This is a genomic window from Kitasatospora sp. NPDC048239 (genome assembly GCF_043202015.1).
Taxonomy (GTDB): Bacteria; Actinomycetota; Actinomycetes; order Streptomycetales; family Streptomycetaceae; genus Kitasatospora.
Genome location: NZ_JBICZP010000001.1, coordinates 633,263 through 654,494 on the forward strand (window position 1 = coordinate 633,263; position 21,232 = coordinate 654,494).

Below are 21,232 nucleotides of genomic sequence, written 5' to 3' on the forward strand. Positions count from 1 at the left end.
GGTGGACGGGGCCCCTTCGTCATGCCGGGGGCGGGAGCGGTCAGTCCTCGCCGAGGTAGGCCTTGCGCACGGACTCGTCGTGCAGCAGGTCCGCGCCGGTGCCCTTGAGCACGATGCGGCCGGTCTCCATCACGTAGCCGTGGTCGGAGAGCGAGAGCGCGGCCTGGGCGTTCTGCTCGACCAGCAGGATGGTGGTGCCGCTCGACTTGAGCTCGACGATGGTCGCCATGATCTTCTGCATCATCAGCGGGGAGAGCCCCATCGAGGGCTCGTCCAGCATCAGCAGCTTCGGCTGGGACATCAGCGCCCGCCCCATGGCCAGCATCTGCTGCTCGCCGCCGGAGAGGGTGCCGGCGGCCTGCTTGCGGCGCTCGCCGAGGATCGGGAAGAGGCCGTAGGCCCGCTCGACGTCCGCCGCGATGCCCGCCGTGTCGCTGCGCAGGAAGGCGCCCAGCAGCAGGTTCTCCTCGATGGTCATCCGGGGGAAGATGTGCCGGCCCTCGGGGGAGTGGGCGAGGCCGAGCGCGACGATCTTGTGGGCCGGGACGGTGGAGAGGTCCTGCCCCTCGAAGGTGATCTTCCCGCCGAGGGGCTTGAGCAGGCCGGAGAGGGTCCGCAGGGTGGTGGTCTTGCCGGCGCCGTTGGTGCCGATGAGGGTGGTGACCTCGCCCTGGTTGACGGTGAAGCTGATGCCCTTGACGGCTTCGATCTTGCCGTAGGCGACGCGGAGGTCCTCGACCTCGAGAAGTGCGGTCACTGGTCGGTCTCCGTAACGGCGGTGGTGCCTTCGAGCGGTGCACCGAGGTAGGCGGTGATGACCCGCTCGTCGTTCTGGACGGTCTCGCGGTCGCCTTCGACGATCTTCTGGCCCTGGACCAGCACGGCGGTGCGGTCGCAGAGGTTGAAGATGAACCGCATGTCGTGCTCGATGACGAGGATGGAGATGCCGCGGTCCCGGATGGCGAAGACGAGTTCCTCGGCGGCCCGGGTCTCCTGGGGGTTCATGCCGGCGGTGGGCTCGTCGAGGAGCAGCAGGCCGGGGTCGGAGGCGAGCGCCCGGGCGATCTCCAGCTTGCGCTGCTCGCCGTAGGGGAGGTTGCGGGCGAGGTGGTCGGCCTTGGCGGCGAGGCCGGTGAACTCCAGGAGCTCCATGGCCCGCGCGCGGCTCTCGGCCTCGGCGCGGTGGTAGCCGGGGCCGCGCAGGATGGCGGAGAAGAGGCCCTCCTTGGTCCGGGTGTGCCGGCCGACGAGGACGTTCTCCAGGACGGTCATGTTGGCGAACAGCCGGATGTTCTGGAAGGTCCGGGCGATGCCGGCCTGGGTGACCAGGTGGGGCTTGGGCGGAAGGACGGTGCCCTGGTAGGCGACCCGGCCCTCGGTGGGCACGTACAGGCCGGTGAGGCAGTTGAAGAAGGTGGTCTTGCCGGCGCCGTTGGGGCCGATCAGGCCGATGATCTCGCCCTCGCCGACGGTCAGCGAGACGTTGTTGACGGCGGTGAGGCCGCCGAACCGCATGGTGACGCCGGAGACCTCCAGCAGCGGCTTGGCCGGGGTGGGCGGGGTGTCGGACTGCGAGGGGGCGGTGGTGGTGGTCATCTGGCTGGTCACGCCCCTGCCTTGGTGAGGGCGACGGCGTCGCCGGAGGGCTGCGCCGGGATGGCGGCCTCGTGGAACTCCAGCTGTTGGCGCCGGTTGGGGATGAGGCCCTCGGGGCGGACCCGCATCAGCACGATGAGTGCGATGCCGAAGGCGAGCAGCTGGTAGTCGGAGAGGAACTCGAGCTTCTTCGGGATGAGGAAGAGCAGGGTGGCGCCGGCCAGCGGTCCGCTGATGGTGCCCATGCCGCCGAGGATGACCGCGGCGAGCAGGAAGGCGGAGTTGGGCGGCAGGGCCTCGGCGAAGGTGTACTGGTCGGGGGTGACGGTGTAGCTGACGTGGGCCTGGACGGTGCCGGCCAGGCCGGCCAGGCAGGCGCCGAGGGCGAAGGCGAGCAGCTTGAGCCGGAAGCCGTTGATGCCCATGGCCTCGGCGGCGGTCTCGTCCTCGCGGATGGCGACCCAGGCGCGGCCGATGCGGGAGTTGCCGACCCGGGCGAAGACGAGCACGACCAGGGCGGTGACCAGCAGCATCAGCAGGTAGTAGTTGGAGAAGCGGCCGAGTTCGACGCCGGCGACGACGTGCGGCTTGCCGAGGTCGAAGCCGAGGATCTGCAGGTCGGGGATCCGCGGGATGCCGTTGGAGCCGTTGGTGATCTTGGGGCCGGTGGTCCCGTTGAGGTTCAGCATGGTGATGCGGAAGATCTCGCCGAAGCCGAGGGTGACGATGGCGAGGTAGTCGCCGCGCAGCCGCAGGGTGGGGGCGCCGATCAGTACGCCGAAGACCATCGACACCACGGCGCCGGTGAGCATCGCGGCCCAGAACGGGAACTGGACGTGGATGGGGGAGGCGGGCGAGCCGGAGACCAGGGCGGCGGCGTAGGCGCCGACGCCGAGGAAGGCGACGTAGCCGAGGTCGAGCAGGCCGGCCAGGCCGACGACGATGTTCAGGCCGAGGGCGACGGTGGCGAAGATCAGGATGTTGGTGGCGACCGAGGTGTACTGGTCGCTGGTCTGGGTGAACGGGAAGCTGGCGGCGGCGGCGAAGGCGGCGCCGGTGGTGACCGGCCGGTACTTGACGGTCAGGGCGCGCAGCCGGGCCACCAGGCCGGCCTTGGCGAGGGCCGCGGCCACCGCGGCGGCCAGCAGCAGGTAGCCGGTGAACAGCTCGCCGTACTCGGTGTCGATGCCGAAGGTGATCGCGAACAGGCCGATCGCGAAGGCCGCGACGATCAGCAGGATCTCGGCCCAGGAGGGGAGTTCGCGGGGGGTGGCGACGGGGCGCTCGACGGTGCCGAGCCGCAGCCAGCTGTTGGCGAGGTGGCCGAGCTGGACGAGCAGGACGGCGCCGGTGGCGATCAGCAGGCCGCCGGCGATGGCGGTCAGCACGGGGGCGACGGGCTTGTCCTCGGGGACGGCGTGGGCGCCGAACCAGACCAGCGGTGCGACGGGCACGAGCAGGAAGAGGCGCCGGTCGAGGATGCGCAGCGGGACGCGGGTGCGCCGGTCGAGCGGCAGGGCGAGGGTGCCGGCGAGGGCGAGCAGGGAGCCGAGGGCGGCGACCCAGCCGCCGGGGTCGAGGTTGGCGAGGCCGCCGAGGTCGACCGCGATGGCGATGACGGAGAACCAGCTGACGGCGAAGGCGCCGGCGGCCGCGACGAGCACCGCGTTGTTGCTGCGGCTGGGGGCGGCCCAGCGCAGGCCGGGGACGCCCTGGGTGGCGAGCAGCAGGACGAGGGTGAGCAGGCCGCCGGTGAGGGCGAGCCACTGGAGTCCGGCGGGGGAGCCGTAGTAGGTGAGGTCGCCGGGGAAGTCCGCGGTCCAGGTCCAGGACATCAGGGCGGACGCGGTGGTGGCGAGGGCGCCGAGGCCGGTGACGAGTGCGCCGGCGCGGGGCGGGAGCGTGATGACGGGGGTGGTTTCCGTGGTGCTGGTGGTCGTCATGGTGCTCACGCCCTGTCCGCGACGCGTTCGCCGAGCAGGCCCTGGGGTCGGACCAGCAGGACGAGGATGAGGAGTACGAAGGCCCACACGTCCTTCCAGGCGCCGCCTCCGAAGAGGTGCATGCCGGGCAGGTGCTGGATGTAGCCGGTGGCGAGGCTCTCGGCGAGGCCGAGGGCGAGGCCGCCGAGCATGGCGCCGTAGATGTTGCCGATGCCGCCGAGGACGGCGGCGGTGAAGGCCTTGAGGCCGAGGATGAAGCCCATCCGGAAGTCGACCTGGCCGCTGCGCAGGCCGTAGGCGACGGCGGCGACGGCGGCGAAGGCGGCACCGATCGCGAAGGCCATCACGATGATCCGGTCGGTGTCGATGCCCATGAGCTTCGCGGTGTCCGGGTCCTGGCTGGTGGCCTGCATGGCGCGGCCGGAGCGGGTGCGGGTGACGAACCAGCCGAGGGCGATCATGCAGAGCGGCGCGGCGATGAGCAGGAAGATGTCGCTGCGCTGGATGGTGACGGAGCCGAGCGAGAACGGGTCGCCGGGGATCTTCGGGAAGACCCGGGCCTTCTTGGCGTCGGGGTAGAACGAGAAGACGAGCTGCTGGAGGAGGATCGACAGGCCGATCGCGGTGATCAGCGGGGCGAGTCGGGGTGCGGTGCGCAGCGGCCGGTAGGCGAAGCGCTCGGCTGCGACGGCGGTGAGCGTGGAGACCAGGATGCCGGCGAGCAGCATCAGCGGTAGGGCCAGCCAGAGTGTGGTGCCGCCGGGGAGGGCGAGGTAGGCGGTCAGGGCGCCGAAGCCGCCGACCATGACGATCTCGCCGTGGGCGAAGTTGATGAGCTGGACGATGCCGTAGACCATCGTGTAGCCGATCGCGACGAGCCCGTAGAGGGCGCCGAGGATCAGGCCGTTGGCCAGCTGCTGCGGTAGGTCGTGCACCGCTGGGCCTCCGTTGTGCGTTGCGTGGGGTCCGCGTGGGTGGGGGATGTGGGCACGCGCGGGGGCACTGGTGGCGCCCCCGCGCGGGGTTGTTCCGACGTGCTGGGCCGGTTCTGACGTGTGGTCAGGTTCAGCCGTTGAACGTGCCGGACTTCTCCACGGCCCACTTGCCGTCCTTGACGGCGTAGACGGTGAGCTGCTTGTTGGTGGTGTCGCCGAACTCGTCGAAGGAGACCTTGCCGGTGACGCCGTCGAAGGCGACCTTCTGGACGGCCTCGACGACCTTGGCGCGGGGGTTGTCGGGGAGCTTGCCGCCGTTGGCGGTCACGACGGCCTTGACGCCCTGGATGATGGCCCAGCCGCTGTCGTAGGAGTAGCCGCCGTAGGTCTCGTAGGCGTCCTTGTAGCCGGCGCTCTTGTAGTCGGCGATGAACTTGGCCGCGGTGGGGAGCTGCTCGACGGGCAGGCCGACGGCGGTGGCGTAGTCGCCCTGGCTCTTGGGGTTGAGCTTGATGAAGTCGCCGCTCTGGATGCCGTCGCCGCCCATCAGGGGGATGTTGACGCCGGCCTCCTTGAGCTGGAGGGAGAGCGGGCCGGCGGCGGGGTACTCGCCGCCGTAGTAGACCGCCTCGGCGCCGGAGGACCTGACCTTGGTGACGACGGCGGCGAAGTCGCGGTCGTCGGGGTTGACGTGCTCCTCGTTGACGATGGTGCCGCCGTTCTTGATGAACTGGGCCTTGAAGGTGGCGGCGAGGCCGGCGCCGTAGGTCTTCTGGTCGTCGATGAGGAAGACCTTGGTCTTCTTGGCGTCCTTCGCGAGGAAGTCGGCGGCGAAGGGGCCCTGGACGGCGTCGGTGGTGGCGGTGCGGAAGTAGGACTTGAAGGGGCGGGCCTTGACGCCGCTGGCCCACTTCTCGCCCTGGCTGAGGGCGACGCCGGTGTTGGCGGGGGAGATCTGGACGAGGTTGGCGTCGTTGAAGATCTGCTGCATGGACTGGGCGACGCTGGAGTTCAGCGGGCCGACGACGCCGATGACGTCCTTGTCGGCGACCAGCTGGGTGGCGTTCTGCTGCCCGGGGGCGGGCTTGCCGGTGTCGTCCAGGGCCTTGATCTGGAACTTGACGCCGGGCACCTCGTTCTTCTCGTTGGCCTGCTTGACGGCGAGCTCCACGGAGTTGCGGATGCCGAGGCCGAGTGCGGAGAGGTCGCCGCTGAGCGGGGCGTCGATGCCGATGGTGACGGTGGTGGTGGCCCCGGCGTTGTTGCCGTCGCCCGACTTCTTCTCGCCGCGGGAGCCGCACGCGGTGAGGCTGAGGGCGCCGATCACGGCAATGCTCACGACAACAGCTGAACGATGACGCACGAGGGTCCCCTTCGGTTCAGGTAGGCGCCGCGCCGGAGTGGCGGGAGCCGGGATGCGCGATGGGCCTGGCCCAATCCGGTGGCGCGGTGACTGGCCGTGACTCTAGATGCCCCTGGGCGGCTCTGGCAGTGGTGCGGCGAGGCTGTGATTCTCTTGTTATGAGCACACGGAGCAGTTGTCTCAGCATGTGGTCGTTCTGACTCGAAGAACCCTGCGCTGTCGGGGTTCTACTCGCTGGTAGGTGGCTGTAAGGCCCAGAAATGGGCGTTACTCCTGGCCTCTCCGATAATCGGACACGACTATCCGCCGTGCTGGTTTCGGGCGTGTGCGTCCGAATATCGGACGATTGTCGGAATGACCGTCCGCTCCCGAGTGACCGGGGCTCGGGAGTCGCCAAAAGCTTGGATTTCCTAGCTGTTACGCAGTGTTACATTTCCAAAAGTGAGTAGACATGCCACCGCCCCCTTGTCTGGACCAACGCCTGCCCAGGGCAGTCGAAGGTCAAACAAGGGGGCGGGTAAGGGATTTGATGATCGGTCGGGTGGCTGACCCTGCATCGGGTGGCCGTCCTCGCCGACGACACGGTGTCAGGTTTGCGGGCAGATCCGATCAGATCCGGTCGAACCTGCTCGGATCTCTGCAAGGATCTCTGCCCGGATCGCTGCCGCCGGGGTCCCCGTCCGGGTGTCCGTCCGGGTCCCTGCCCGGACCTCTGTCCGGGTCCCTGCCCGGACCTCTGTGCGGGGCGCTGCTCAGAGGTCGCGGAGCATGCAGGTCAGGCGGCAGCTGGTGATCCGCTTGCCGGTGTCGTCGGTGATCGCGATCTCGTAGGTGGCGGCGGTGCGCCCCTTGAAGACGGCGGTCGCCACCGCGGTGACCAGGCCGGAGGTGGCCGAGCGGTGGTGGGTGGCGTTCAGGTCCACGCCCACCGCGTACCGGCCCGGGCCGGCGTGCAGCATCGCGCCGACCGAGCCGAGCGTCTCGGCGAGCGCCGCCGAGGCGCCGCCGTGCAGCAGCCCGTACGGCTGCTGGTTGCCCTCGACCGGCATGGTGCCGACCACCCGGTCCGGGGAGGCCTCGACGATCCGGATGCCCAGCTTCTCGCCGAGGTGGCCGCCGGAGAAGGTGGCCGGGTCGACGCCGAGCTTGGCGAAGTGGTCCAGCACCTCCTGCGGCACCTTCAGGACGGGGGCGCCGGCGGGGGTCGCGTCGGGGGCCGCTTCGGTCATGGGGGAGCTCCTGCCGCTCGGGGTCACGTCATCGTGCTGCCAGTGATCGTACGACCGTCCTACTCGGCGGTAGTGATCGCGTCGGAGGGTGGCGTGGCGCCCGTTCCGGACCCGGCGCGCGCCACGCTCCGCACCCGCCGTGCGCCGGGCCCGCCGCGCGTCACCCGCCGCTGTGCGGGCCCGCCCCGCCGACCGCCCCGTGCCCGGCCTGCACGGCGCCCCTTTTGTCGGTGCCGGGCCATAGGATCGGTGGCCGGTAGTGGAATCGGCAGGAACGGACGTTGACGTGGCTACGCAGAGTACGGACAAGGGCGCGGCGGGTGGCGGCGGGGCGCGGCCCCGGCTGATGCTGCTCGACGGGCACTCGATGGCCTACCGGGCGTTCTACGCGCTGCCCGTGGAGAACTTCAACACCTCCACCGGTCAGCCCACCAACGCGGTGTACGGCTTCGCCTCGATGCTCGCCAACACCGTCCGGGACGAGCAGCCCACCCACCTCGCGGTGGCCTTCGACCTCTCCCGGCAGACCTTCCGCTCCGTCGAGTTCCCCGACTACAAGGCCAACCGCGCCAAGACGCCGGACGAGTTCCGCAGCCAGGTCGGCCTGATCGGCGAGCTGCTGGACGCCATGCACGTCCAGCGGCTGACGGCCGAGGGCTTCGAGGCCGACGACATCATCGCCACCCTGGCCACCGCCGCCGAGGCGGCCGGCTTCGACGTCGACATCGTCACCGGGGACCGCGACTCGCTCCAGCTGGTCACCGAGCACATCACCGTCCTCTACCCCACCAAGGGCGTCTCGGAGCTGACCCGCTACACCCCGGAGAAGGTCGCCGAGAAGTACGGCGTCACGCCCCGCCAGTACCCCGACCTCGCCGCGCTGCGCGGCGACCCGTCCGACAACCTCCCCGGCATCCCCGGCGTCGGCGAGAAGACGGCCGCCAAGTGGGTCAACCAGTTCGGCTCCTTCGAGGAACTCGTCTCCCGCGCCGACGAGGTGAAGGGCAAGATCGGCGAGAAGCTGCGCGAGCACCTCGACTCCGTCAAGCGCAACCGGGTCCTCACCGAGCTGGTCCGCGACGTCGAACTCCCGCTCGGCGTCGCCGACCTGGGCCGCGCCGCGTTCGACCGCGAGGCCGTCGCGACCCTGATGGAGTCGCTGGAGTTCCGCAACGCCAACTTCCGCGACCGGGTGTACGGCATCGACCCGGCCGCCGCGGAGCCCGAGGCCGCCGCCGAGCTCGCCCCCGGCGTCGACGTCGACGGCGAACTCCTCACCGACCCGGGCACGTTGGCCGGCTGGCTGCGCGAGCACGCGGCCGGCAAGGCGCCGGTCGCGCTCGCCGCCGTCTACCGGTGGTCGCTCGGCACCGGCGAGGTCACCGAGATCGCCCTCGCCGCCGGAGAGGCCGCCGCCTGGTTCGACCCGGCGCTGCTCGCCGAGGAGGACGAGCGCGCCTTCGCCGACTGGCTCGCCGACCCGGCCGCCCCCAAGGCCCTGCACATCGCCAAGCAGGTCATGCGGGCCTTCGCCGAGCGCGGCTGGCGGATCGAGGGCGTCGTCGCCGACACCGCCCTCGCCGCCTACCTGGAGAAGCCCGGCCGGCGCACCTTCACCCTGGAGGTGCTCGCCGAGGAGTACCTGGCCCGCTCGCTCACCCCGGCCCCCGCCGCCGAGAGCGGCCAACTCTCCTTCGACGCACCGGAGGAGGACGCCACCGCCGGCGCCAACGCGCTGATGCTCCAGGCCCGTGCCGTGCTCGACCTCGCCGCGCTGTTCGACACCCGCCTCGCCGAGGCCGGCGCCACCGAGCTGCTGCGCGACATGGAGCTGCCGATCGCCGCCCTGCTGGCCCGCATCGAGCGCACCGGCATCGCCGCCGACCGCGCCTGGCTGACCGGCCTGGAGGCCCAGTTCGCCACCGAGATCCAGCGCGTGGTGGAGGAGGCGCACGCCGCCGCCGGCCACGAGTTCAACCTCGGATCGCCCAAGCAGCTCCAGGAGATCCTCTTCGGCGAGCTGGCCCTGCCCAAGACCAAGAAGATCAAGACCGGCTACACCACCGACGCCGACGCCCTCACCTGGCTCGCCACCCAGACCGACAACGAACTGCCGGTCATCCTGCTGCGCCACCGCGACCAGGCCAAGCTGCGCACCACCGTCGAGGGCCTGCTCAAGACGGTCTCCCCGGCCGGGCGCATCCACACCACCTTCAACCAGATGGTCGCCGCCACCGGCCGGCTCTCCTCGCAGGACCCGAACCTGCAGAACATCCCCGTGCGCACCGAGGAGGGCCGGGCCATCCGCCGGGCCTTCATCGTCGGCGAGGGCTACGAGTCGCTGCTCACCGCCGACTACTCGCAGATCGAGCTGCGCATCATGGCCCACCTCTCCGAGGACGAGGCCCTGCTGGAGGCCTTCGCCACCGGCGAGGACCTGCACACCACGGTGGCCTCCCAGGTCTTCGAGGTCCCCGGCGACGCGGTGGACGCCGAGATGCGCCGCAAGATCAAGGCGATGTCCTACGGCCTGGCGTACGGCCTCTCCGCGTACGGGCTCTCGCAGCAGCTGGGCATCAAGCCCGGCGAGGCGCAGGGCCTGATGGACACCTACTTCGAGCGCTTCGGCGGCGTGCGCGACTACCTGCGCCGGGTCGTCGACGAGGCCCGCGCCACCGGCTACACCGAGACCCTGCTCGGCCGCCGCCGCTACCTGCCGGACCTCAACAGCGACAACCGCCAGCGCCGCGAGATGGCCGAGCGGATGGCCCTCAACGCCCCGATCCAGGGCTCGGCCGCCGACATCGTCAAGATCGCCATGCTGCGGGTGGACGAGGCGCTGACCGCGGCCGGCCTGAACTCCCGGATGCTGCTCCAGGTGCACGACGAAATCGTGCTGGAGGTCGCCCCCGGCGAGCGCGAGCAGGTCGAGGCGGTCGTCCGCGAGCAGATGGCCGGCGCCTACCCGCTGCGCGCCCCGCTCGACGTCTCGGTCGGCGTCGGCGCCGACTGGGAGGCCGCCGCGCACTGACGGCACCCCGCCGGCCCGTGGGCGCCCGACCGGACCGGTCGGGCGCCCACGGGCCTTCGCGGCCCACGTCGCCTCCGCCCCGGAGTTCGCCCCAACACCGAACCGCAGGCGGGGGGTTGAGGCCGGACCGTATGCTGGGGCGGTGACGGGCCGGGTGACCGTGCGGGTGGGGTCGGAGTCGGCGGTGCTGGTGCCCGGCACCGGGCGGGACCGGGTGCGCGAGGCGGCCGGGATCCTGGGCGGGGAGATGCTGTCGGCGCTGGGCATGCAGGTGCTCTGGCTGCCGCTGGGCGCGGTCGCCGGTGTGGTCGCCCATCTGGCCCTCGGCGTGGACGCCGCAGCGGCGGCCCGGGCGGTCGGGGCGGTGTCGCTGCTGGAGGTCGTGGTCACCGGCGTCCTGTCCGGCTGGACGGACCTCACGCGGCCGAGCCGGCTGGAGTTCTCGCCGCCGCAGGCGCCGGTGCGGGTGCGCGCCGTCAGGCTCGGGCTGCCCGGGCGGTGGCGCCCGGTGGCGGAACTGGGCGGGGTGCGGGTGGCCCACCGGATCACCGAGCCCGTGGACGGGGATCCGCGGCCCTGCCGCGAGACCTTCACGGTCGAGCGGAGGGCGACCGGACTCCGCAGGGCGCCGCTGTCGGCCTACGACGTCCCCGGGGATCCGCGGCCGGTCTTCGGGCAAGTCCGGGACCTGCTGGGGCCCGTGGGCCTGTCGGTCGAGATCGGCACCGCGCGGTACGTCCGGCGCCGAGGGGGCCCGCCGATTCCGGCGCCCGGCCCGCGCCCCGGGCCGGAGGACGGGACCTGAGCGCTTTCCGGAAAGGGCGGTGCGCCCCGGGGGTTGATCCGGCGTCAGGGAACCCCTTCACTTGTCATGGCACCGACGCGCATGATCACGGCGTGGCGCCGTTCGGCTGTCTTGCGTCGCCGCTGTGCCTGCTCGACTGCGTTGCCTGCTCGACCGCTCCGCCTGCTCGACCGCTCTGATGCTCCGACGCCTCACCCGACGAGTCTGGAGACCCCTCATGACCCTGCCCCGCTCGCGGCGCGCCCTCGTGGCGCTCGCGGCCCTGCCCCTGCTCGCGCTCGCCGCGGGCCAGGCCGTGGCCGCCCCGATACCCGCCCCCACCGCTCCCGCCGCCCTCGCGGCCTCCACCCGGGCGTCCGCCACCCAGGTGTCCGCGATCGAGGACGAGGTCGCCCGCACGCTGGCCACCTCCCTCACCGACTCCGCGCTGCGCGACCGGCTGCGGTCCGCGACCGCGAGTGCGCCGGCCGGCGCCGCCGACCTCGGCCCGCTGGCCGCCGCCGCCCGCGGGCTCGCCGCCACCGCCGCGAACGCGGACCGCCGGATCGCCGCCGCCAAGGGCCTCGGCGCCGAGCTCGGCCCGCTGCTGCGGGTCCAGTTGGCCGATCCGTCGATGCGGGCCGCCCTGGACGCGGGCGCGGCGCCGCTGGTGGCCACCGCCGTCGCCGACGACCACGCCCGCACCATCCGCGCCTACGACACCGCGGGCCGGGCCCACGCCCTGGACGCCGGGGCGGTGCCCGGGCAGCCGGTCTACCTGGTGGACATCGACACGGCCAAGACGCTGGCCGCCGGAATCGCCGTCCTGCAGCGGGAGTTCGGCGCGCGCGGGCTCGACGCCACCGGCCTGGCCGCCAAGGGCCCCGACGCGGCGCAGGCCGCCGGCGGCTGGTGGGGCACCAAGATCACCTCGGTCCGGGTGAACGACGACGAGGAGCCCTGGTTCAAGGGCGCCGCCGAGATGTTCAGCCTGGTGAGCGGCTTCGGCCAGGACGGCAAGGTCCGGGTCGACTCGGTCGCCATGCCGTACCTCCAGTACGACGGCACGGTGTACTACCCGAACCAGATCCTGGTGAACTGGTCGAACTACAAGTACAACCTGGCCGACGTCGTCCTGATGGAGGACGACGGCGACACCAACTACCTGGCCCTCGCCCAGGCCGTGGCCGCCGTCCTGCTCACCATCGCCGACCAGGGCGCCTACATCCCGCTGGTCAACGCCGTCCTGGCGGCCCTGCCCGCCTCCTGGTGGACCGACGACCCGGACTACGTGGAGTCCTGGTACACCCTCGCCCGCAACAGCACGGGCCGACTCAACGGCGCCCGCGGAAACGGCTGGATGACCGTCGAGCCGTACTGGGTCAGCCAGCTCTGAACCGTCGCACCTCCCCTGCCGGGCCGGCGTCGCGCATCGGTGCGCTTCGTCGGCCCGGCGGCTGAAGACCTGTGTGGCGGGGGCGATTTCGTACTACCGTGGGCACGATGACCATGGAATCGACTTCGATCGACCGGCCCGCCTCCCTGGCCGGGGCACCGACGCTCCAGGCCCGCAACTCCGCCGCCTTCTGGACCGCGACCGGCCGAAGCCGGGGGCACGCGGTGATCCGGCGCCGCGGATTCGTCGCCGTCGACGGCGACGAGCGCGCGGGCCTGCGGATCCTGGTCCAGGAGCCCGACCTCGACCCGGGCGAGGCGGCCGAGTTGAGCGAGCTGACCCGCCGCGCCGCGGGCCACGTGACCGTCGAGGACCCGTTCGGCTCGACGGACCTGAGCCACCTGGGCATGCGCACCTGGCAGATGCCGATCATGCTGCGCCTGCCCGGCCCCGTCGCCGACCCGGCACTGGACGTGACCCGGATACGGCGACCCGAGGACCTCCAGGTGGCCGAGCGGGTCGTGATCGAAGGCTTCGAACTGGACGGCTTCGAGCCCCACCGCCCCGGCGAGCTCTTCCCGACCACGCTGATCGAGCAGCCGGGGGTGGACGTGTTCATCGCCTCGGTCGACGGCGTGGCCGCGGGAGCCGGTGTGAGCGTCCTGGCCGACGGCGTCGCCAGCCACTACTGGATCGCCACCTCCTCGGCCTTCCGCTCCCGCGGCGTGGGCCGCGCCGTCATGCTCGGCGCCCTCGCCCACCTGGCGGACCGCCCGGCCACCCTCACCGCCTCGAAACTGGGCCGCCCGCTGTACGAGTCGCTGGGCTACACCGTGGCATCGCCCTCGACCTGGTGGGCCTCGCCGTCCGGGACGGCGTAGCACCGGAGCCCGCCGGCCCGCCCGCATCGCCGTGATGCGCGGGCCGCGGTGCCGGCGCCGCACAGGGAGTCGGTGGCGCCGACTTCCTGTGCACGGAGGGCGGGTGGCCGAGACGGACGGGCTGCCGGTGCGCTCGGACATCCGCAGGGGGCCTGCCGACCGGGGCTTCGGAGCGCTCCCCGTGGTGCGCTGGCCGCGGCTCACTTCCGGGCGTTGGTGCGCTTGGTCGGCTCGGCCGTGGTGGGGTCCTCGGGCCAGGGGTGGCGGGGGTAGCGGCCTCTGAGGTCTGCGCGGACGGCCTGGTAGCCGTTCTGCCAAAAGCCCTCCAGGTCGCCGGTGACGGCGGCGGGGCGGCCGGCGGGGGACAGCAGCTGCACGGTGAGCGGTACTCGTCCGCCGGCCAGGGCCGGGGCGGCCTTCCAGCCGAAGAGTTCCTGCAACTTGACGGCCAGCACCGGGCGCCCGGTGCTGTAGTCGACCCGGATCTTCGAGCCGGTGGGCACGGTGATGCGTTCGGGGGCCAACTCCTCCAGGCGGCCGGCCTGGCCGCTCGCCCAGGGGAGCAGGCGCTGCAGGGCGTCGGTCGTGTTGATCCTTGCGAGGTCGGCGCGGCGGCGGGCGCGGGAGAGTTCGGGTTCCAGCCACTCTTCGGCGCGCTCCAGCAAGGCGGTGTCGGAGACGTCGGGCCAGGGGTCGCCGATGGCGGTGTGGAGGAAGGCGAGGCGTTCGCGCAGGTTGGACGGGAAGGTCAGCAGCGTGCCGACGCCTTCGCGGGTGAGCCCTTCGAGGATGGCGGCGCGGACGAGGGCCCGGTCGGGGCGGCCGAGCGGCTTCTCGGTGAGTTCGATGGCACCGAGGGACTCCACCTGTCGGGAGACGACCTCGCCCCGCCGGGTGTCCCAGTGGACTTCGGCGCGGTCGGTGAGCAGCGGCGCGCCTGCGGTCAGGGCGGTGTCCTCGTCGAGTGCGGCGGCGTGCAGGATCCGGGCGGAGTGCGCGCCCGCCGGGCGGTCGGCGGCGGCGACGGCGAGCCAGGGGAGGGCGCCGAGGGCGGTCCCGGGGGCGAGCTCGGCCGCCGTCCCCGAGGCCATCAGGTAGGGGCTGCGCTCGCCGGGGGCGGGCCGGTCGACGCGGGCGCGGGCGATGCGTTCGGGGAAGGCGAGGGCGACGACGAGGCCGGCGGCCGTGGCGTCGGAGAGGTCGGTGGCCGGCTGGTCGGAGGTGGCGCGGAGGAGTCGGCGGACTTCGTCGCGCCAGCGTCCGGCGTAGGGGTCGCGGGAGGTGCGGACGAGGCGCCAGGCCGCGCCCAGGTCGTCCCCGAGCGCACGCGGCGGCTCCTCGGAGAGCAGGGCGACCACTTCGGCGGCCCGCCGGGCGCCGACGGCGGGTGCGCCGTCGACCAGGGCGCGGGCGAGCCGGGGGTGCAGGCCGGTGCGGGCGAGGCGGACGCCGCGCGCCGTCGCCCGGCCGTCGGCGGAGACGGCCCCGAGGGCCTGCAGGGTCTGCCGGGCGGCGGCCATCGCGCCGGCCGGCGGCCGGTCGGGCAGGGCGAGGGAGGTGGCGTCCGGATCGCCCCAGCAGGCGGCCTGGAGGGCGAACGGGGTGAGGTCGGCGAGCGCGATCTCGGGGGTGGGGTAGCGGGCGGCGAGGGCGTCCTCGGCCTCGGCCCAGCAGCGGTAGACGGTGCCGGGGGCCTCGCGGCCGGCCCGGCCGGCGCGCTGGCGGGCGGCGGCCAGCGAGGCGCGGACGGTGACCAGGCCGGCCAGGCCGCGGGCGTGGTCGGTGCGCGGCTCGCGGGCGAGTCCGGCGTCGACCACGACCCGCACGCCCGGCACGGTGAGCGAGGACTCGGCGACGGCGGTGGCCAGCACCACCCGCCGTCCGTCGCCCGCGGCCAGCGCCGCGTCCTGCACCGCCTGCGGTGCGCGGCCGTGCAGTTGCAGCACCTCGGCCGGCGCCCCGGCGAGCAGCCCGGCGACGCGGGTGATCTCGCCGACGCCGGGCAGGAAGCAGAGCACGTCGCCGTCGCGTTCGGCGAGGGCCCGCCGGACGGTGGCGGCGACGTGTTCGAGCAGCGCCGGGTCGACCCGGGTGCCGTGTGCGGGGCGGACGGCGCGCGGCGGCGGGGCCCAGACGGTCCCGACCGGGTGGGCGGTGCCGTGCGCCTCCACCACCTCGGCGCCGCCGAGCAGGTCCGCCCAGGCCTCGGTGTCGGAGGTGGCCGAGGCGCAGACGATGCCCAGCTCGGGTCGCAGCGCCGCCCGGACGTCCAGCAGGAAGGCGAGCGCGGTGTCGGCGTCCAGGTGCCGCTCGTGGCACTCGTCCAGGACGACGACGTCGACGCCGGGGAGTTCCTGGTCGCGCTGGAGCCGCTGGAGGAGCACGCCGGTGGTGACCACCTCGACGACCGTCCCCGGTCCGACCCTCCGATCGCCGCGCACGGTGTAGCCGACCTCGGCGCCGACGGCCGAGCCGAGCAGCCAGGCCATCCGCCGGGCGGCCGCCCGGACGGCCAGCCGGCGCGGCTCGGCGACCAGTACCCGGCGGGGCGGGCGGCCGTCGCCGAGGAGGCCGGCCAGCGCCAGCGGCACCAGCGTGGTCTTGCCGGTGCCGGGCGGGGCGGCCAGCACGGCGGTCCCGTGCTCGTCGAGCGCGCGGTGCAGGGCGGGCAGGGCGGTACGGACGGGCAGTTCGCGCCAGGCGGGGTTCACCCGGACAGTCTCCCCGACCCGCTGGCCCCGCCGGCCGGTCGCGCCCACGGGTCACACCCGCGGGCCCGCCGGCCGTACCCGCCCGGCGACTCGCCCGTCAGTCCCGCCCGTCAGTCCCGTCAGTCCCGCTCCGCGACGAAGATCGCCGTCCCCGGGATCAGCCGTCCGCGCAGCGGCGACCAGCCGCCCCACTCCTGCTCGTGGCCCTCCGGCCACTGCGGCTCGACCAGGTCCAGCAGCCGGAACCCGGCGCCGACCAGCTCGCGCACCCGGTCCCCGAGCGTGCGGTGGTGCTCGACGTAGGTGGCCCGGCCCTGCTCGTCCTGCTCGACGTACGGGGTGCGGTCGAAGTAGGACGCGGTGGCGGTCAGCCCCTCGACGCCCGGCTCGTCCGGGAACGCCCAGCGGATCGGGTGGGTCACCGAGAAGACCCAGCGCCCGCCGGGCCGCAGCACCCGGTGCACCTCGCGCATCAGGGCGGCGGTGTCGGCGCTGAACGGCACCGCGCCGTACGCCGAGCACACCAGGTCGAAGGAGCGGTCCGCGAAGGGCAGCACCGCCGCGTCCGCCTGCACCACCGGGACGGGGGCCAGGCCCCGGGAGAGGTCGATCCGCCGGGAGTGCTGGAGCTGGCGGAAGGAGATGTCCAGCGCCACCGCCCGGGCGCCGCGCCCGGCCAGCCAGCGCGAGCACTGGGCGGCGCCGGCGCCGAGCTCCAGCACGTCCCTGCCGGCCAGCTCCGCCGGGTCGCCGAGCAGCTTGGCGTCGGCCTCGTCCAGGCCCTCCGGGCACCAGGTGAACCGGTCGTCGCCGAGGAACTCGCCGTGTTCGTCCTGGTACTCGTCCGCGTTGCGGTCCCACCAGTGCCGGCTGGCCCGGCTGCTCTCGCCCGCCTCGGCCTCGCGCCTTAGCGCGTCGTCGCCGTCATCGTCAAGATCATGCAGGTCGGACTGGGGGGTGGTGGCCACGGTGATAATGCCCATCGCGTAGGGTGTGGTCTGCGGAAGCGCCGCTGCCGCGAACCGGCCCGTCAAGGGCCCGGATCCTGGCGGTGGCATCCGGGGAAGGGCATCCTGCGGCCGCCACCATGAGGTGCGCAGTCGGAGGATATGGCCTGATCCATACCGGCCTCCACCGTCTTGACGCCCTTGGCGTTGACCGTGCCTGGCCGTCCCCGTATGCTACAAGTTGCGCTGCGGGCCTGCGCGCCTCGGACGGAGCAGGTCGCGCTCGCATCTGTCGAAGACCCCACGGTCGCAAGACGGACACCGAATTTCCCGCTGTGCGGGATTCCCCGGTGCGCCGTGTTCTTGGCTGTCCGGCTTTCGGTGGGAGCGATACGGGCCCTCCGCGTGGCATTACCTACGACTTCATGTCCGTACCGGAGCCCTTTTCCTAATGACGAGCCCCACCGACTCCTCCACCAGCACCACCCCGCAGGTCGCGGTCAACGACATCGGCGACGCTGAGGCGTTCCTCGCGGCGATCGACGAGACCATCAAGTACTTCAACGATGGCGACATCGTCGAGGGCGTCATCGTGAAGGTCGACCGTGACGAGGTGCTCCTCGACATCGGTTACAAGACCGAGGGCGTCATCCCGTCCCGTGAGCTCTCGATCAAGCACGACGTTGACCCGCACGAGGTCGTCTCCGTCGGTGACAACATCGAGGCCCTGGTTCTCCAGAAGGAGGACAAGGAGGGTCGTCTGATCCTGTCCAAGAAGCGCGCTCAGTACGAGCGTGCCTGGGGCACGATCGAGAAGATCAAGGAAGAGGACGGGATCGTCACCGGTACCGTCATCGAGGTCGTCAAGGGTGGTCTCATCCTCGACATCGGCCTCCGCGGCTTCCTCCCGGCCTCGCTGGTCGAGATGCGTCGTGTTCGCGACCTCCAGCCCTACGTGGGCAAGGAGCTCGAGGCCAAGATCATCGAGCTGGACAAGAACCGCAACAACGTGGTCCTGTCCCGCCGTGCCTGGCTGGAGCAGACCCAGAGCGAGGTCCGCCAGACCTTCCTCACCACCCTGCAGAAGGGCCAGGTGCGCTCCGGCGTCGTTTCCTCGATCGTCAACTTCGGTGCGTTCGTGGACCTCGGCGGCGTCGACGGTCTGGTCCACGTCTCCGAGCTGTCCTGGAAGCACATCGACCACCCGTCCGAGGTTGTCGAGGTCGGCCAGGAGGTCACCGTCGAGGTTCTCGACGTTGACATGGACCGCGAGCGCGTCTCCCTGTCGCTGAAGGCGACCCAGGAGGACCCGTGGCAGCAGTTCGCCCGGACCCACCAGATCGGCCAGGTCGTCCCGGGTAAGGTCACCAAGCTGGTTCCGTTCGGTGCGTTCGTCCGCGTGGACGAGGGCATCGAGGGTCTGGTCCACATCTCCGAGCTGGCCGAGCGCCACGTGGAGATCCCGGAGCAGGTCGTCCAGGTCGGCGACGAGATCTTCGTCAAGGTCATCGACATCGACCTCGAGCGTCGTCGCATCAGCCTCTCGCTGAAGCAGGCCAACGAGGCCCTCGGTGCCAACCCGGCCGAGGTCGAGTTCGACCCGACCCTGTACGGCATGGCCGCTTCGTACGACGACCAGGGCAACTACATCTACCCGGAGGGCTTCGACCCCGAGGCGAACGACTGGCTGCCCGGCTTCGAGAAGCAGCGTGAGGAGTGGGAGCGCCAGTACGCCGAGGCGCAGACCCGCTTCGAGCAGCACCAGGCCCAGGTCATCAAGAGCCGCGAGGCCGACGCCGAGGCCGCTGCCGAGGGTGGCGACGCTGTTGCCGCCGCCGCCGGTGGCTCGTACTCCTCCAGCAGCGACGAGGGCTCCGGCGCTCTCGCTTCGGACGAGGCCCTGGCCGCCCTGCGTGAGAAGCTGGCGGGTGGCCAGAGCTGAGGCTCTGCCCCTTCTGCTAGCGCCTAGCGCATAGCGTCACCAATGGCCCCCACCCGGATTTCCGGGTGGGGGCCATTGTTTTTTCCCTTGACTTATTTATCCCCTATGTGAATGGTTTTTTGTGATAAGGGGCTCATTGGATGTCCCTGGGTGTTTTAGGTGCTGGCGCCTACCTTGGGATGAGTTGCCCGATGGGTCGCTCACCCGGCCCCACACGCTAGGCACCCCCCACACATGCGCCGTAGCACCGCAGTGACCCCCTCCCCCCGTACGTCCGACGACCCGAAGGTCGCCGGACGCCTTGCCGCCCTCGGCCGGTTCTGCTTCCGGCACCGGCGCTGGGTGCTCGGTTTCTGGGCGGTGGTCCTGGTCGTCGGCGTGCTGATCGGCGGGAGGGTGTTCGAGGGCTCGGTGGCGGGGGCCTCCTCGGCCGCCTCCGAGGCGGACCGGGGCGCCGCGGTGGTCACCGCGGCGGATCCGGCCAAGGGCACCGTCACGGCCGTGGTGGACGGCAGACCCGTCGAGGACCAGGCCGTCCGGGACGCCGTCACCCGGGCCACCGCCGAGATCGCGGCCCTGCCCGGGGTCTCCTCGGCCACCGACGCCTACGGGTCCGGCCCGGCCGGCGCCGCGCTCCGCTCGGCGGACGGCACCGCGAGCCTGGTCTCGGTCCGGATGGCCGACGACAGCACCACCGCCCAGACCGACGCCGTCACCCAGCGCCTTGCGGACATCGGCGCCGACGGCGCGCACGTCACCGTCGGCGGCGACCTCGTGCTCCAGGACGAGGTGAAGAAGCAGACCGAGCGGGACACCAGGTTCGGTGAGATCGTCACCCTGCCGCTCACCCTGATCGTCATGGTCCTGGTCTTCGGCGGTCTGGCCGCCGCCAGCCTGCCGGTGATCGGCGCCGTCGCCTCGGTGGGCGGTGCGCTGCTCGCGATGTTCGGCTTCAGCAAGATCATGGACATCGACACCAGCGTGCTGCCGATCGCCACCGTGCTGGGCCTGGGCCTCTCCATCGACTACGCGCTGCTCATGGTGAATCGTTTCCGCGAGGAACGCGGCCACGGCGCGGGCATCGCCGCGGCCGTCGAGCGGACCGCCGCCACCGCCGGCCGGACGGTCGCCTTCTCCGGACTGACCGTCGCCGTCGCGCTCTCCGGCCTGTTCGTCTTCACCAGCCCCGTCCTCGGTGCGGTCGCCGCCGCCGGGGTCAGCGTGGTGGTGATCGCCGTCGCCGCCGCGCTCACACTCGTCCCGGCACTGCTCGGCTTCGCCGGCAGCCGGATCAAGACCCCCACCGCGCCCGTCCCCGACGAGGGCTTCTTCAGCCGCACCGTCCGCCGGGTGAGCAAGCGCGCGGTGCCGGTCGCGCTCGCCTGCGTCGCCCTGCTGATGGCCGCGGGGGCGCCGTTCCTGCACGCCGACATGCGCAGCTCCGGCGCCGCCGTACTGCCCGCGTCCTCGGCCGGCCGACAGGTGGCCGAGACCGTCGACCAGCGCTTCCCGCTGGCCTCGGCGGCCCCGATCACCGTGGTCGTCGAGGGCGGCGCCCCCGTCGCCCAGGCCTACGCGGACGACGTGGTGGCCAAGCTGCCCGGCGTCAGCGCCGTCCGTGCCGTGAGCCCGGTGAGCGACAAGGTCTCCACCATCGACGTGCTGGTGCACGGCGACCCGCAGGGCGGCGAGGCCAAGAAGGTGGTCGAGGAACTGCGGGCCGACCGCGGCGGTCTCACCACCCACGTCACCGGCGGAGCCGCCTCGATCGTCGACTTCCAGCACGAACTGCTCACCCGGGGGCCGATCGCCCTCGGCCTGGTGGCGCTCGGCACGCTGGTGCTGCTCTTCCTGATGACCGGCTCGGTGGTGATGCCGGTCAAGGCGCTGCTGATGAACCTGCTCTCGCTGGGCGCCTCGCTCGGCGCGCTCACCCTGGTCTTCCAGGACGGGTACTTCAGCGGGCTGCTCGGCTTCAGCCCCACCGGCGGGCTGGAGACCTTCATACCGGTGCTGGTCTTCGCCTTCGCGTTCGGGCTGTCGATGGACTACGAGGTCTTCCTGCTGGCCCGGATCAAGGAGCTGCGGGACAAGGGCCACAGCTGTACGCGGGCCGTGGAGCTGGGCGTCCAGCGCAGCGGGAAGATCATCACCTCGGCGGCGCTGCTGATGGTGATCGTCTTCGCCGGCTTCGCGCTCGGGGACATGCTGATGGTCAAGCAGATGGGCATCGCGCTCGCCGTCGCCGTGGCCGTCGACGCCACACTGGTGCGCTGCCTGCTCGTACCGGCCGCGATGAGCCTCTTCGGCGAGTTCAACTGGTGGGCCCCGGCGCCGCTGCGCCGCCTGCACAACCGGTTCGGGCTGAGCGAGCACGTGGACCTGCCGACGATCGAGCCGGCCGTGGTGCCGGGGCCGCGCCCGGCGCCCGTTCTGGCGGGGGCGGGGCCCGCGGCCTCGGCGCAGTAGCCCAG

At 72.3% G+C, this 21,232-nt stretch carries 14 protein-coding genes; 6 read left to right on the top strand and 8 right to left on the bottom strand.

The genetic code is table 11. From position 1 onward, the window contains the following. Positions 1-40: 40 nt before the first annotated feature. The 6 genes from ACGFZP_RS02760 to ACGFZP_RS02785 all read right to left on the bottom strand — a co-directional run bounded on the left by ACGFZP_RS02760 (position 41) and on the right by ACGFZP_RS02785 (position 7,066). Entirely contained in the window at positions 41-757 is a 717-nt protein-coding gene (locus ACGFZP_RS02760) for an ABC transporter ATP-binding protein (protein WP_392927836.1), read from the bottom strand. After that, positions 754-1,596 carry an ABC transporter ATP-binding protein gene (locus ACGFZP_RS02765; RefSeq protein ID WP_392928322.1) on the bottom strand — a complete coding sequence of 281 codons (843 nt, stop codon included), beginning with the start codon at positions 1,594-1,596 and terminating at the stop codon, positions 754-756. The genes ACGFZP_RS02760 and ACGFZP_RS02765 overlap by 4 nt, the downstream gene beginning before the upstream one ends. Positions 1,597-1,604: 8 nt before the next feature. After that, positions 1,605-3,539 (bottom strand): branched-chain amino acid ABC transporter permease, encoded by a 1,935-nt coding sequence (locus ACGFZP_RS02770; RefSeq protein ID WP_392928325.1) that lies wholly within the window; start codon positions 3,537-3,539, stop codon positions 1,605-1,607. Between the two features lie 5 nt (positions 3,540-3,544). Continuing rightward, entirely contained in the window at positions 3,545-4,474 is a 930-nt protein-coding gene (locus ACGFZP_RS02775) for a branched-chain amino acid ABC transporter permease (protein WP_392927838.1), read from the bottom strand. 130 nt (positions 4,475-4,604) lie between these two features. After that, positions 4,605-5,837, bottom strand: coding sequence for a branched-chain amino acid ABC transporter substrate-binding protein (locus ACGFZP_RS02780; protein WP_392927840.1), 1,233 nt, complete (start codon positions 5,835-5,837; stop codon positions 4,605-4,607). Between the two features lie 752 nt (positions 5,838-6,589). After that, entirely contained in the window at positions 6,590-7,066 is a 477-nt protein-coding gene (locus ACGFZP_RS02785; protein ID WP_392927841.1) for a PaaI family thioesterase, read from the bottom strand. Between the two features lie 346 nt (positions 7,067-7,412). Here ACGFZP_RS02785 and polA point away from each other — a divergent pair, with 346 nt between their 5' ends. The 4 genes from polA (at position 7,413) to ACGFZP_RS02805 (ending at position 13,158) form a co-directional block, all read left to right on the top strand. Continuing rightward, positions 7,413-10,097 (top strand): DNA polymerase I, encoded by a 2,685-nt coding sequence (polA, locus tag ACGFZP_RS02790; RefSeq protein ID WP_392928327.1) that lies wholly within the window; start codon positions 7,413-7,415, stop codon positions 10,095-10,097. A 142-nt stretch (positions 10,098-10,239) separates the two neighbouring features. After that, positions 10,240-10,902 carry a hypothetical protein gene (locus ACGFZP_RS02795; protein ID WP_392927843.1) on the top strand — a complete coding sequence of 221 codons (663 nt, stop codon included), beginning with the start codon at positions 10,240-10,242 and terminating at the stop codon, positions 10,900-10,902. Positions 10,903-11,119: 217 nt separating this feature from the next. Next, positions 11,120-12,277, top strand: a complete 1,158-nt coding sequence (locus ACGFZP_RS02800; RefSeq protein ID WP_392927844.1) for a DUF3103 family protein — start codon at positions 11,120-11,122, stop codon at positions 12,275-12,277. 107 nt (positions 12,278-12,384) lie between these two features. Further along, the gene (locus ACGFZP_RS02805) at positions 12,385-13,158 is read left to right on the top strand and encodes a GNAT family N-acetyltransferase (RefSeq protein ID WP_392927846.1); all 774 of its coding nucleotides are present in this window, start codon (positions 12,385-12,387) and stop codon (positions 13,156-13,158) included. 200 nt (positions 13,159-13,358) lie between these two features. On the opposite strand, the gene hrpB is transcribed toward ACGFZP_RS02805, so the two are convergent. Together hrpB and ACGFZP_RS02815 are read right to left on the bottom strand one after the other, a co-directional pair. Continuing rightward, positions 13,359-15,869: an ATP-dependent helicase HrpB gene (gene hrpB, locus ACGFZP_RS02810; RefSeq protein ID WP_392927848.1), complete on the bottom strand. Its 2,511-nt coding sequence runs from the start codon at positions 15,867-15,869 to the stop codon at positions 13,359-13,361. Between the two features lie 119 nt (positions 15,870-15,988). Then, on the bottom strand, positions 15,989-16,852 hold the full coding sequence (locus ACGFZP_RS02815) for a class I SAM-dependent methyltransferase (protein ID WP_392927850.1): 864 nt from the start codon (positions 16,850-16,852) through the stop codon (positions 15,989-15,991). Positions 16,853-17,267: 415 nt separating this feature from the next. On the opposite strand from ACGFZP_RS02815, the gene rpsA reads away from it, so the two are divergent. Beyond that, entirely contained in the window at positions 17,268-18,758 is a 1,491-nt protein-coding gene (gene rpsA / locus ACGFZP_RS02820) for a 30S ribosomal protein S1 (RefSeq protein WP_392927853.1), read from the top strand. 234 nt (positions 18,759-18,992) lie between these two features. Further along, the gene (locus tag ACGFZP_RS02825; RefSeq protein ID WP_392927854.1) at positions 18,993-21,227 is read left to right on the top strand and encodes an MMPL family transporter; all 2,235 of its coding nucleotides are present in this window, start codon (positions 18,993-18,995) and stop codon (positions 21,225-21,227) included. Positions 21,228-21,232 lie beyond the last annotated feature (5 nt).